The 12,034-nt window shown below is 58.6% G+C and carries 10 protein-coding genes; 5 read left to right on the top strand and 5 right to left on the bottom strand.

Annotated features, from left to right (window positions below):
- Window positions 1–8: 8 nt before the first annotated feature.
- Window positions 9–776 carry a class I SAM-dependent methyltransferase gene (locus IPP88_16885; GenBank protein ID MBL0124321.1) on the top strand — a complete coding sequence of 256 codons (768 nt, stop codon included), beginning with the start codon at window positions 9–11 and terminating at the stop codon, window positions 774–776.
- Window positions 777–841: 65 nt separating this feature from the next.
- On the opposite strand, the gene IPP88_16880 is transcribed toward IPP88_16885, so the two are convergent.
- Together IPP88_16880 and IPP88_16875 are read right to left on the bottom strand one after the other, a co-directional pair.
- Entirely contained in the window at window positions 842–1,711 is an 870-nt protein-coding gene (locus tag IPP88_16880) for a leucine-rich repeat domain-containing protein (GenBank protein MBL0124320.1), read from the bottom strand.
- An 18-nt stretch (window positions 1,712–1,729) separates the two neighbouring features.
- Window positions 1,730–2,659 carry a cyclic nucleotide-binding domain-containing protein gene (locus tag IPP88_16875; GenBank protein ID MBL0124319.1) on the bottom strand — a complete coding sequence of 310 codons (930 nt, stop codon included), beginning with the start codon at window positions 2,657–2,659 and terminating at the stop codon, window positions 1,730–1,732.
- 203 nt (window positions 2,660–2,862) lie between these two features.
- On the opposite strand from IPP88_16875, the gene IPP88_16870 reads away from it, so the two are divergent.
- Together IPP88_16870 and IPP88_16865 are read left to right on the top strand one after the other, a co-directional pair.
- Window positions 2,863–4,125: an efflux RND transporter periplasmic adaptor subunit gene (locus IPP88_16870; GenBank protein MBL0124318.1), complete on the top strand. Its 1,263-nt coding sequence runs from the start codon at window positions 2,863–2,865 to the stop codon at window positions 4,123–4,125.
- A 13-nt stretch (window positions 4,126–4,138) separates the two neighbouring features.
- Complete coding sequence (locus IPP88_16865) at window positions 4,139–7,285, top strand: efflux RND transporter permease subunit (GenBank protein ID MBL0124317.1); 3,147 nt, start codon at window positions 4,139–4,141, stop codon at window positions 7,283–7,285.
- Between the two features lie 91 nt (window positions 7,286–7,376).
- Here IPP88_16865 and IPP88_16860 read toward each other — a convergent pair whose 3' ends face one another.
- The 3 genes from IPP88_16860 to IPP88_16850 all read right to left on the bottom strand — a co-directional run bounded on the left by IPP88_16860 (window position 7,377) and on the right by IPP88_16850 (window position 9,787).
- Window positions 7,377–8,231, bottom strand: a complete 855-nt coding sequence (locus tag IPP88_16860; protein MBL0124316.1) for an amino acid ABC transporter substrate-binding protein — start codon at window positions 8,229–8,231, stop codon at window positions 7,377–7,379.
- A gap of 90 nt (window positions 8,232–8,321) precedes the next feature.
- Window positions 8,322–9,260 (bottom strand): cyclic nucleotide-binding domain-containing protein, encoded by a 939-nt coding sequence (locus tag IPP88_16855; protein MBL0124315.1) that lies wholly within the window; start codon window positions 9,258–9,260, stop codon window positions 8,322–8,324.
- Between the two features lie 158 nt (window positions 9,261–9,418).
- Window positions 9,419–9,787, bottom strand: coding sequence for a VOC family protein (locus IPP88_16850; GenBank protein ID MBL0124314.1), 369 nt, complete (start codon window positions 9,785–9,787; stop codon window positions 9,419–9,421).
- 85 nt (window positions 9,788–9,872) lie between these two features.
- On the opposite strand from IPP88_16850, the gene IPP88_16845 reads away from it, so the two are divergent.
- Both IPP88_16845 and IPP88_16840 read left to right on the top strand, forming a co-directional pair.
- A complete protein-coding gene (locus IPP88_16845) occupies window positions 9,873–10,463 on the top strand; it encodes a DUF924 domain-containing protein (GenBank protein MBL0124313.1) in 591 nt (196 codons plus the stop codon).
- Between the two features lie 69 nt (window positions 10,464–10,532).
- Window positions 10,533–11,834: a beta-lactamase family protein gene (locus IPP88_16840; GenBank protein ID MBL0124312.1), complete on the top strand. Its 1,302-nt coding sequence runs from the start codon at window positions 10,533–10,535 to the stop codon at window positions 11,832–11,834.
- Window positions 11,835–12,034 lie beyond the last annotated feature (200 nt).

Here is a 12,034-nt window from a genome sequence, read left to right as displayed (position 1 = left end):
AACTACCCATGGTTGCCAAGAACGCCACCACGCGCTTCTCATCCCGTGTCGACGACTACATCAAATATCGCCCGAACTATCCCATCGAGATCATTGATCTGCTGGCGGAGAAATGCGGACTGACGCCGGAAAGCGTCATCGCCGACATCGGTTCCGGCACCGGCATTCTCACCAAATTGTTTTTGGAAAATGGCAATCCGGTTGCCGGCGTGGAGCCCAATCGCGACATGCGCGAAGCCGGGGAGCACCACCTGGCGGAATACGCGCGCTTCACCAGTGTGGAAGGGGCCTCCGAGGCCACGCGCCTGCCGGCAAACTCAATGGATTTTGTGGTGGCCGGTCAGGCGTTCCACTGGTTCGATCAGCCGAAAGCGCGCCTCGAGTTCCAGCGCATATTGAAGGAACCCGGCTGGGTGTCGTTGATTTGGAATGATCGCCGCACCGATTCCACGCCGTTCCTGCGCGACTACGAAGCATTGCTCCAGGAATTCGGCACCGACTATAACGAGATCAATCACAAGAACGTACAGGACAAGGCGGTGTTCGCCGCGTTTTTTGGTGCGCCACCGCTCGAAGCGGCGTTTGACAACGTGCAGCGCTTTGATCTCGATGGCCTGATGGGCCGGCTCAATTCCTCATCGTACGTGCCAGGACGCGACGATCCGCGCCATGCGGCGATGGCAAGACGCGCGCAGGAAATATTTGCCGCGCACCAGAAAAACGGCTCAATAGCGTTTGAGTACGACACGCGAGTGTTTTACGGCGAAATGGAATAGCAAAGAATGAGGTCAACAAACACGAGTATGGCGCGACGGTGACAGCCATCGACAGCGACCTGCCTCTACTGATATACCGTGCAGCCGCGCGCTTGAAGGTCCGCAAGCCAGGTCGGCGCTGGATCGAGCTGGCACCAACGCAGATCCAGTTTCTCCAGTCTTGGTAGCGTGGCTATCTCTTTGGGCAGTGTATGAAGCGGGTTCGCGCGGAGATCCAGGTGCGTCAATTGCGCAAGTTCGCCGAGCGATGACGGCAGCACCGTGAGGGCGTTATTGCGCAGGTTGAGCCGCCGTAGCTGACCAAGCCCGCCGATTGAATGCGGTAATACGGTTAACGCATTGTCGGCGAGATCCAGTTCCCGAAGTTCCCGCAGATTGCCCACGCTCTCCGGTAGCGCGGACAACCGATTCTGTTGCGCATGCATTTCCTTCAGTTGCACAAGTTCGCCGATGCCGTCGGGCAAGGCGGACAGCCGATTTCGGTGGACACGCAATTCACATAGTGCCTTCATGTCGCCGAGACGCGAGTGCAGTGCCGTCAACAAGTTATCGCCGGCGTTCAGATACATAAGGCGGGACAGCCTGCCGAGCGAATCTGGCAACACAACGAGCCGGTTGTGGCTGAGATAGAGAAAACCGGATAGTGCTTTCAAGTCACCCAATACATCCGGCAGCACAGTCAGTTTGTTGTGCCCCAAATCGAGCATGCGCAGTTGGCGCAATTGGCCAATACCGTCCGGTAGTGTCTCGATGAGATTGTCGCCAAGGTTCAGTGTTTCAAGTTGCACGAGCCGCCACAGTGCATCGGGAAGTTCGGTCAATGCATTTTGAAACAGGCTGAGCGACGTGACGTCGCGCTGCTGAAACACGCCCGCCGGAATCACTCTGAGTTGACGACTGTCCAGCCTGATTACGCTACACGCGGGCGCCACCATGCCTCGTCAGCCGCGCACTCAGGCCAGCAGCGAATTCATATGCCGCAGCCGATCGGCTACCGAGCGCAGCATGATCATCCCGATCTCCGGCTGCAATTTGACGAGCTCCAACAATGTATTGCGGTTCACCGACAGTAGCACGCACTCAGTTTGGGAGATGGCGCTGGCGGTGCGCGGGGATTGATCCACCAGTGCCATCTCACCAAAGGTTCCGCCGGCAATGACCGTCTCAACTTCATTGTCGCGTATGAATATTCCCACTTTGCCTTGCATGACCACGTACATGCATACACCGGGCTCACCTTCACGCATGATGGCCTTGCCGGCGTCGAATCGAACCGTCGTGGCGTGCGGCAGTGCACCGTTCAACCGGGACAAAAGTTCCGTTGTAAATGTGGCGCCTTCGCGCCCGGTATGTGCCCCCGGGGCAATTTTGCGCACCGTCAACCGCGCCGCGAGGAAACGCAGGCGGTCAAACATCACGCTCATCAGCATCAAAGCGAATTCAGGGGTGGATTGCAGCGCCGCCTGCAGTTCCGCGGCATCCAGCGAAAACGCGTGGCATTCGGACTTGGTGGTGGCGGTCGCGCTGCGGGTGCTGCCGGCTGGTGAATCGTCGATCACCGCCATCTCGCCGAAAATTCCGCCCGTCTTGATTATGTCCAGCAATTTTCCGTTGGCGCTCAACGTCACGTCGCCACTGACGACCAGGTACATACGGGGTACCACACGCTTGCCAAATAACCCTTTCCGCCCCGCTCGTTCTTTTTCCGTGAACAGTGTGGTTCCAGCCGGAAATTGTTCGTATTTTCCCGATGTCCGGAAAAGTCTGGCGGCGACGATTGCATCGTAGAATTTGCTGACCGCAGGATTGAAGCGTGCTGGGGCAACCGCCGGCGCGGCAGGCCCCGCGGACGGGGGCTTGGTGAAATCGAAATCGTCTTGCATGCTTGAAGGAGGCGGGAATCGTTGACGGCTGGTGAACCAAAGATAAGCCATTATGCCAAAGCACTTGCCATTCCGGCGGCGTCATTCGCAGTCATTCTCGCGTTTGCTTGTAGCTAGTCATCGCAAGCAAGCGCACTTTCCCGCAGAATAACGATACTTCACCGGGCAATGTATGCCCGGCGCCACCACCTTTTGGATTTGCCATGACTGCCGTTCCCTCACGTACCTCACGTAACCCTGGTTTTCTTTCTTTCCGTTGGGCGTTTGTCCTTGGTACGGTCGTCATTTTGCTCGTTGCGGCCACATGGTGGTGGTTAAGCAGCCGCGCCGATGCGGCGACGACGGCCGGACGCACGGCGAGCCCGCCGGTCTCGGTGACCACGGCGCGGGTGAAACAGCAGGATCTACCCGTCACGGTCATCGCCAATGGCTCGGTGGTGGCCTTGCAGGCAGTCGACATCCGCGCCCAGGTATCCAGCACCATCCAGTCAATTCACTTCACGGAGGGCCAAGCCGTCAACAAAGGTGACCTGCTATTTGTCCTTGATGCGCGTACCGAAGAAGCCAATCTTCGCAAGGCTGAGGCACAGGTCATCAAGACCAGGAGCGACCTGGCCAATACCGAGCGCAATCTGGTGCGTCAGCGAGAACTGTTTCTGCAAAAGTTCATTTCCCAATCCGCGCTCGATACCGCCATCAACCAGGCCGATGTGTTGAAAGGGCAACTGGCGGTCGACGAAGCCGCCGCGGAAGCAAGCCGCGTCGCGCGTACGCTAACGCAAATCCGCGCACCATTCGCGGGCCGCACCGGCGCCATTTCAGTTCGCGTCGGCAGTCTGGTTCAGCCCAATACACAGGCGCTGGTGACCGTCAGCCAGATCGATCCGATCGGCGTGTCGTTCGCGTTGCCGGAACGCGAGCTTTCGTATGTACAGCGCGCAATGGCCAAGGGTCCGTTGGCGGTCACCATCGAACTGACCACGCCGCAAAAACAGACACTTTCCGGCAAGCTCACGTTCATTGAGAGCACGGTGGACAGCGCCAGCGGTACCATCGCCATGAAAGCGGCGTTTGCCAACGGCGAGCGATTGCTGTGGCCGGGGAGTTTTGTGAATGTCTCGCTCACCGCGCGCACGCTGCCCGGCGCGTTGGTCGTGCCGGTTCAGGCGGTGCAATCGGGCCCGGAACGCAAGTTCGTCTATATCGTCGGCGAGGGCAACAAGGCAATCATGACGCCGGTCGAGGTCGAATTGATCCAGTCCGGGCTCGCGGCCATCAAGGGCGCCAACGGTATCAGTGCCGGCGTCCGCGTGGTGGTGGAAGGTGCGCAGAACGTGCGCAAGGACAGCACCATTGTCGAAGCCGCATCGGCTGGAACCGGCAGACCCACCGCAAAAGATACTGCGGGTGGTAACACAGACGGCGTGCCCACCGGGACAGACCTCGCCAAGCCTGTCAAGAAATGACGAGGAGGCCCCCATGAATATCTCCGAACTCTGCATTCGCCGTCCGATCATGACGGTGCTGCTCAATGCGGCAGTGATTGTCGCGGGCGTACTCGCTTACAACAACATTCCCATCGCCGCATTGCCTCAATACGACACGCCGACCATTCAGGTGTCGGCGGTTTTACCCGGCGCCAGTCCGGAGACAATGGCCTCTTCGGTGGCCACACCACTCGAACGCCAGTTCTCGACCATCGCTGGCGTGAACACCATGAGTTCGACCAGTAGCCTTGGCAATACCCAAATTACGCTGGAGTTCGATCAGGGCCGCAATATCGATGCCGCGTCAGTGGACGTGCAGGCCGCGCTGCTGCGCGCACAGCGGGCGCTGCCGATTGAAATGACCACGCTGCCATCGTATCGCAAGGTCAACCCCGCGGATTCGCCCGTTCTGTTTCTCACCCTGATTTCGCCATCGATGCCGCTGTCGGAATTGAACAGCTATGCCGAAAACCTGATCCTGCCGTCGTTATCTACGCTGCCAGGTGTCGCGCAAGTGGACATCAATGGCCAGAAGAAATTCGCGATCCGCATGCGCGTCGATCCGGAAGCAACCGCCGCGCGCGGCCTGACGCTGGACGATGTATCCGCCGCCGTGCGCGCGGCGAACGCCAATACACCGGTGGGCACGCTCGAAGGCGCGCGCCAGACGCTCGTCATCACCGCCAATCGCCAACTCACGCGTGCAGCCGAATTTTCCAATCTGATCATCGCCACCACCGCGGCCGGTCCGGTGCGGCTCGGCGATATTGCACAAGTGGAAGACAGTGTGGAATCCGTCAAGACGGCGAGTTGGGCCAACGGCGAGCGCGCGATCACCATGTCTATACGCCGCCAGCCGGATGCCAACACGGTGGCGACGGTTGATACCATCAAGGCGATGCTGCCGCGACTGGTCGAGCAATTGCCATCTTCGGTGGAAGTGAAATTGCGCAATGACCGCTCGCAGTCGATCCGCGACGCGATCCACGATGTGAAACTGACCCTGGGCCTGACCGTGGCACTGGTGGTACTGGTGATCTTCCTCTTCCTGCGGCACGTCATGGCCACCATCATTCCGGCGCTGTCATTGCCGATTTCCCTGTTCGGCACGCTGGCCGTCGTCTACTGGCTTGGCTACAGCCTCGATAACATTTCACTGCTGGCCATCACGCTCGCCGTCGGCCTGGTGGTGGACGATGCCATCGTGGTGCTGGAAAATATCGTCCGCCATATGGAAGAAGGCATGGAGCCGATGCAGGCCGCCCTGCAGGGCTCGCGCGAAATGACCTTTACCATCGTCTCGATTTCGATCTCGCTGGTGGCAGTGTTCATCCCGATCTTCTTCATGCCGGGCGTGATCGGACTTTTATTTCACGAGTTCGCCGTGGTCGTCGGTGTTGCCGTGATGGTGTCCGCCATGGTCTCGCTGACGCTGATCCCGATGTTGGCGAGCCGCTTCCTGAAACTGCATGACGCCAGTGCGGGTGCGAATGTCGCGGAACGCTGGACCGCCTGGTTCGAGCGAGTCTTCAAATGGGTTCTCGGGCGCTACGAGCGCACGCTGGACGCGGCGCTGGCGCGCAGGCGCGTCGTGCTGGGTGTTGCCCTCGCCACCTTTGTGGCGACCGGCTTTCTGTTCTATCTATTGCCGAAGGGTTTTTTTCCGGAAGAGGATATCGGTCAAATGCTCATCACGGTCGAGGCGGTGGAAGATATTTCTTTCCCGGCAATGAGTGAATTGTTACAACGAACCGGCGAGGTCATTCGCGCCAATCCTGCCACCGATACCGTGATCGTCAATGCGTTCGACGGAAATTCCGGACGCATCTTTGTGACACTCAAACCGCGCGGCCAGCGACCGTCCATGTCAAAGGTCGTTGAATCGCTGCGGCGCGAGACACGTGCGATTGCGGGCGTCAATGTATTTCCCAATCCATTGCAGAATCTGCGATTGGGCGGCCGCCCCAGCAAGGCGCGATACCAGTACTCTTTGAAGAGCGTCGACAATGCCGCGCTGCGCAGTGCCGCCGACGGCATGATCAACCTCATGCGCACGGATCCGCTGTTCCGCGATGTCACCAGCGACGCGCAGTTGAAAGGCTTGCAGGCACGGTTCGACATCGACCGCGACCGCGCCAACGCCATGGGCGTGAACATTCAGGATATTCGCAGCGCCATGTATTCGGCATTCGGCGAGCGGCAGATCGCGACCATCTTCACGTCGGTCGACAGTTTTCAGGTGATCATGCAAGTGGGCGCCGAAGATCGCGCCGACGAAAGCGCCTTCAGCAAGATTTTCGTGCGCGCCAAGAGCGGCAAACTGATTCCGCTTTCAGCGCTGGGAACGGTGCGACGCGAAACCGGCGCGACCGCCATCAATCACGCCGGGCAACTGGAGGCGCTGACGGTGTCATTCAACCTGGCGCCGGGTGTGGCGTTGGGCGATGCGTCAAAGAAGATATTGCAGTATCGCGACCAGCTGAAAATGCCCGCGAGCATTCTCACATCATGGGGTGGCGATGCTGCCGCTTTCCAGTCGTCCCAAGGTGGGCAGGTGGTGCTGATCATCTCCGCGCTGCTGGTGATCTATGTGCTGCTCGGGGTGCTCTACGAGAGCTACATTCATCCGCTGACCATTCTGGCGGGCTTGCCTTCCGCGGCGGTCGGTGCGCTGATCACGCTGTGGTTCTTCAATATGGATCTGTCGATCATCGCTACCGTCGGAATCGTCATGTTGATCGGCATCGTCAAGAAGAACGCCATCATGATGATCGACTTCGCCATCGATGCACAACGTACCAAAGGCATGTCACCGCAAATGGCGATACGCACCGCGTGCCTGCTGCGATTCCGGCCGATCATGATGACGACTCTCGCAGCACTTATGGGCGCCATGCCGATCGCTTTCGGGCTGGGCGCCGGGGCGGAGTTGCGGCAGCCATTGGGTCTTGCCGTGGTCGGCGGACTACTGTTTTCGCAAGTCATCACGCTCTTCATCACGCCGGTTATCTACCTCTATCTCGATCGCTGGTCGGGGAGCGGGCCGATGGTGATGGAAGGCGATAAAGCGGAAGTCAATGAGGCGGAAGGTAATGGTGCGGAACGCGCGCGGATGGCAAAGCCGGCCATGGCCGATTAGTCGCAGATGCAAACTCAAGCACTGGCGCGGTGTTCACGGCATTTTGCCGCCAGAAGGCGCGCCAGCGCTTGGGTTTCGCCTTTCTATGCGGTTATTCCGGCAGCGCCTGTATCGCAAACGCAGTACGCAGCGTCTCGCTGATTGGCGCACCCAAAGGCGTAAACCACTTGTTGTAGATTTTTTCGATTTCGCCGGAACGGAACAAGCCGGATAGCGTTTTGTTCACCATCAATTTGAAATCCGCATCGCCGCGGCGGAACATGAGGCCGAAAGGCTCATACGATAGCTGGCGGCCGACCACGGCGAAATCCTGCGGACGCTTCGCATTCGCCGCCAGCGCCAGTAGCTGTATGTCGTCACTCACGTTTGCCTGCACGCGTCCAGTCTCGAGAGCGATGAATCCTTCGCCGTGATCCTTCACATTCAGGATCTTGATGCCAAGCTGCTTCTGCTCGCTGATGGATTTGATGATGCGCTCGTTGGTGGTGCCCTGCGAAACCGAGATGGTTTTTCCCTTCAGGTCTTCCACTTCCTTGATGCCGGAGTTGGCTTTCACCAGCAATCGCGTGCCACCGACAAACGTGATGTGCGAAAACTCGACCTGCTTCTGACGCGTCAAGGTATTGGTGGTCGATCCGCACTCAAGGTCGACGGTGCCGTTGGACACCAGCGGAACACGGGTCTGCGAGATGACCGGGATCAGCTTGACCTGAAGATTGGGGAGATTCAGTTCGGACTTGATCGCGTCAACAATCTTGTTGCAGAGGTCAATCGAGTAGCCGATCGGTTGCTGCTTGTCGTCGAGATACGAAAATGGCAGGGAGGTATCGCGGGTGCCGAGTGCGATGGTGTTGCTTTCCTTGATTTTCTTCAGCGTGCCCGTGAGGTCTTGGGCATGGACGCCGGATATGATGAGGGCAAATACTGCAATAAGTACGCGTTTCATTTGAGCTCCCTGATTGATTGTGATTGCCACGGAATATTACAGTCGATCGGTTCCGCATTGATTGCGGAAAGCACTTGCAGCTTGGCGGACTCAGACGAAAAGTGAATTCATGTATCGAATTCGCGCCGCCACAGCGCGCATCATCGCCATGCCGATGGCTGGGTCCGATCGCACCAGTGCGATCAACGCGGCGCGGTTGATCGACAGCAGCGCACAATCGGTGCGCGCGACAGCGGTGGCGACACGAGGTGACTGATCGACAAGTGCCATCTCACCAAATACACCGCCGGCCGACAGCTTCTCGACGATGCGTATACCAATAGCGACGGCGACATCGCCCTCAAGCACGACGTACATGCTGGTGCCCGGCCGACCTTCAATCATGATTTTGGCGCCCTGGTTGAACCGCACCACGGTGGCCCGTTCCAGCTTCTGTTCGAGTTGTGAAAGCATCGCGCCATCGAATACCGGCTCGCTGCGATTGCTGCGGTGTCCACTGGTATCGCTGCGCGCGGCCAGGCGCGTGGCGAGGAAACGCAGGCGTTCGAACATCACGCTCATCAGCATCAGAGCGAATTCTGGTGTCTTCGCGAGGCCGGCTTCGGCTTCCTTGCCATCCAGCGACCACGCACGGCAGTCCGTGCTTGCCGTTGCCGTTGCGCTGCGCGCGCTCGAAACCGACAGGCTGGGGATCTCACTAATCACGGCCATTTCGCCAAATATGTCGCCCGGCCAGATCGTCACCAACGGTTTGCCATTGGTGGTAAGAGCGACCTCGCCGTCCGTCAGGAAGTACATGCGATGAATGTTTGGCTTCGCGAACAGCGCGCCGTCGATCGGGGTCGCGAGTGCCTGGCCGATTGGCTTGGTGAACAACCCTTGGCGGCTGGATTTTTCGTTTTCGACAAATAGCGTCGTGCCGGCTGCAAATTCCTCACTCTTCCCCGAGGATTCAAAGAAAAGTTTTGCGACAGCCGGATTGTAGAAGCCGCTCGCACTGGGTTTGAAGGGATCGAAGGAATCTTGCATGGCGAGGCGTGTTGAGAATTTGCTGAGGATGGGAACAGGAAAGTGCAGGCGTTCAGAAGTCTTTTGTTACCACGGTGTTGCTAGGCCCCACGGCACCCCGGAGGGCTGCCGGTTCACGCGGCGAGGAGCAAAACTGTTTGCTCCTCGAAACCCCGCGTTCACCCCATAAAAAAGAAATTCAGCTTGTTGCCATCCAGATCGCGAAAATACGCGGCATAGAATCCATCGAAACGCGGACCGGGTGCGCCTTCATCCTTGGCGCCGAGGGCCATGGCCTTTTTGTAAAGCGCGTCGACTTTTTCCTTGCTGTCGACCACCAGCGCGACCATCACGCCATTACCGACCGTGGCAGGTTTTCCGTCATACGGCTTGATCAAGCCCAGGCTAGGCGTGGTCGGGCTGACCGACCACGCAATGAAGCGGTCTGATTCCATAAAACGCTTGGCGCCAATGACCGCCAGCAGCTCATCGTAGAACTTGGCACCCCGCGCCAGGTCGTTTGTTCCCAGTGTCACGTAGCCGATCATGTTTGCTCCTTGTGTTTTGGCGTGAACCCGCATCATAAAGCAGGAATTCCGCGTCTGCGCGGGCCGGGTCGCTTATGATGGCGGTATGATCACCGCACCCACGCTGGACGCCGTTGCACAGGATATTCTCACTTTCTGGTTTGGTGACGGCAGAATTCGCGGTCAGAGTCGCGAACAATGGTTCAAGAAAGACGCCGCGTTCGACGAGGAAATTCGTACGCGTTTTCTGGCCGTCTACGAGCAGGCGGTGGCGGGTGAGTTTCCCCACTGGAAAGACCAACCGCTCGCGTGTCTCGCCCTGATCGTCACGCTCGATCAATTCCCGCGCAACATGTTCCGCGGCACACGCCGCGCCTTTGAAGCTGACGCGATGGCCCGCAAGGCCGCCCGCTACGCACTGGCAAAGGAATATGACCGCACACTGCGACCGGTCGAGCGATTGTTTATCTATCTACCGTTTGAGCACAGCGAACACTTGCCCGACCAGGAACTTTGCCTGCGGCTGATGAAAGAGCTGTCCGGATTTCGCGAGACCCGGGACTTGCATGTGTGGGCTGAAAAACACCTTGTCATCATTCGCCGATTCGGACGTTTCCCCCACCGCAATGAAGCGTTGTCACGCAGGAGCACTGCGGAGGAAAGCGAATTCCTGAAGCAACCTGGATCCGGATTCTGATCGGCGGTATTCGGGCGTGGCTTGCCTTATTATCCGGTGATGTTTCCCCATTTTTCTTTAATGTCCGGAATGCGCGCCAGCACGCGCGCCACAACCGCTGTTCTGTTTGCGATTAACCTGCTGACAGGATGTACTCACTTGCCTACGCCCTCGCCTTCCCCGCTGGATGCCAGCCGATATGCGGAGATCGACATTGCGGTCGAATCCTTTATCGCCCGCCGCCAGATGCCCGGTGCGGTGTTCTGGCTGGAACGCAATGGCGTCTCATACCAGAAAGCCTTCGGCCGCCAAACATTTGAAGCCGATGCCAACGTGACAAACCTGAATACCGTTTTCGACGCGGCGTCGCTGACCAAGGTGATCGCAACCGCTCCGTCCATCATGCTGCTGATCGAGGAGGGAAAAGTCGCGCTCGATACGCCGCTTATCCAGTATTTCCCAGAATGTTCCCGTGGCGGCAAGGACGCCATCAGCGTGCGTCACCTCCTGACTCATACTTCGGGCCTCGCAGCGGGTCTGCCGGCCATACCGTCATGGCGGGGCGAAATGGCCGCATTCAATCTGGCGTGTTCGCAGGCTGTCACGCATCCTCCCGGCAGCCTGTTCCGCTATTCGGACATTAATTTCACCCTGCTGGGCATGTTGGTGCAGCGCGTGAGTGGCCTGCCGCTAAACGAATTCGCCGCAAAACGCCTTTATGGTCCGTTGCGCATGCGCGACACGGGTTATTTGCCATTGGAAAGAATGGCCACGGCGCGCATCGCACCCACGCAACGAATGGCCGACCCGCTCGCACAGTCGTTGCATCGCGATTTGCATGATGGCCAGGTCCTGCAAGGCGTGGTGCACGATCCCACTGTGCGATTCTTGGGTGGCGTGGGCGGATCCGCCGGCGTATTCACCACGGCGTCCGATCTCGCGCGCTTTGCCAGAATGATGCTGAACGAAGGCGAACTTGATGGCGTGCGGGTACTGAGTCGTGAGAGTGTTCGCCTGATGAGCAGTGTGCAATCACCATCGGGCAGCGAGTGGCGCCGCAGCGCGGGTTGGGACATCGATTCGCCTTACTCCCGACCGCGCGGCAGCGTGTTTCCAATCGGCAGCTATGGGCATACCGGATTCACCGGTTGCATCCTGTGGATTGATCCTTTCTCAAAGACTTTTTTCGTATTTCTGTCGAACCGCGTTTACCCGAACGACAAGGCCAACATTCTTGAGCTATATGGCAAGTTGGGGTCGGCGGCGGCGCAAGCTGTGGCAGGATTTGATTTCGGACATGTAGCCGGTGCGCTTTCGCCGAAGCCTGCCCCGCTCGCGCCTGCCCTGGCGCCATTTCCGGCACCTTTTCCGCTGCCTGCTTCATCACGCTGAAGACCTGCGGGTCTTCAACTCGCGGTCGAATGGCGTTGCCACCCTCGTCACTACCATCGAGCGAACCGGCCATTCGTAGACCAACAGACCATCAATCCGCCGCGCAGTGCGGCTGCCGTAATACAATGTGCGCCACCCGGCATACCGCATCGCCGGACCTTACGCAAGCAGATCTATCGAGGGAAAAATGTCTTTGAATC

The organism is Betaproteobacteria bacterium, assembly GCA_016720925.1.
Taxonomy (GTDB): domain Bacteria; phylum Pseudomonadota; class Gammaproteobacteria; order Burkholderiales; family Usitatibacteraceae; genus UKL13-2.
The sequence above is the reverse complement of the archived record's forward strand: the minus strand, read 5'-3'. Positions and strand labels throughout refer to the sequence as shown.

Bases quoted from the DNA above. Each gene is read 5' to 3' on its own strand.
- IPP88_16885 (MBL0124321.1), top strand. From the start codon at position 9: ATGGTTGCCAAGAACGCCACCACGCGCTTCTCATCCCGTGTCGACGAC.
- IPP88_16880 (MBL0124320.1), bottom strand. From the start codon at position 1,711: ATGGTGGCGCCCGCGTGTAGCGTAATCAGGCTGGACAGTCGTCAACTC.
- IPP88_16875 (MBL0124319.1), bottom strand. From the start codon at position 2,659: ATGCAAGACGATTTCGATTTCACCAAGCCCCCGTCCGCGGGGCCTGCC.
- IPP88_16870 (MBL0124318.1), top strand. From the start codon at position 2,863: ATGACTGCCGTTCCCTCACGTACCTCACGTAACCCTGGTTTTCTTTCT.
- IPP88_16865 (MBL0124317.1), top strand. From the start codon at position 4,139: ATGAATATCTCCGAACTCTGCATTCGCCGTCCGATCATGACGGTGCTG.
- IPP88_16860 (MBL0124316.1), bottom strand. From the start codon at position 8,231: ATGAAACGCGTACTTATTGCAGTATTTGCCCTCATCATATCCGGCGTC.
- IPP88_16855 (MBL0124315.1), bottom strand. From the start codon at position 9,260: ATGCAAGATTCCTTCGATCCCTTCAAACCCAGTGCGAGCGGCTTCTAC.
- IPP88_16850 (MBL0124314.1), bottom strand. From the start codon at position 9,787: ATGATCGGCTACGTGACACTGGGAACAAACGACCTGGCGCGGGGTGCC.
- IPP88_16845 (MBL0124313.1), top strand. From the start codon at position 9,873: ATGATCACCGCACCCACGCTGGACGCCGTTGCACAGGATATTCTCACT.
- IPP88_16840 (MBL0124312.1), top strand. From the start codon at position 10,533: ATGCGCGCCAGCACGCGCGCCACAACCGCTGTTCTGTTTGCGATTAAC.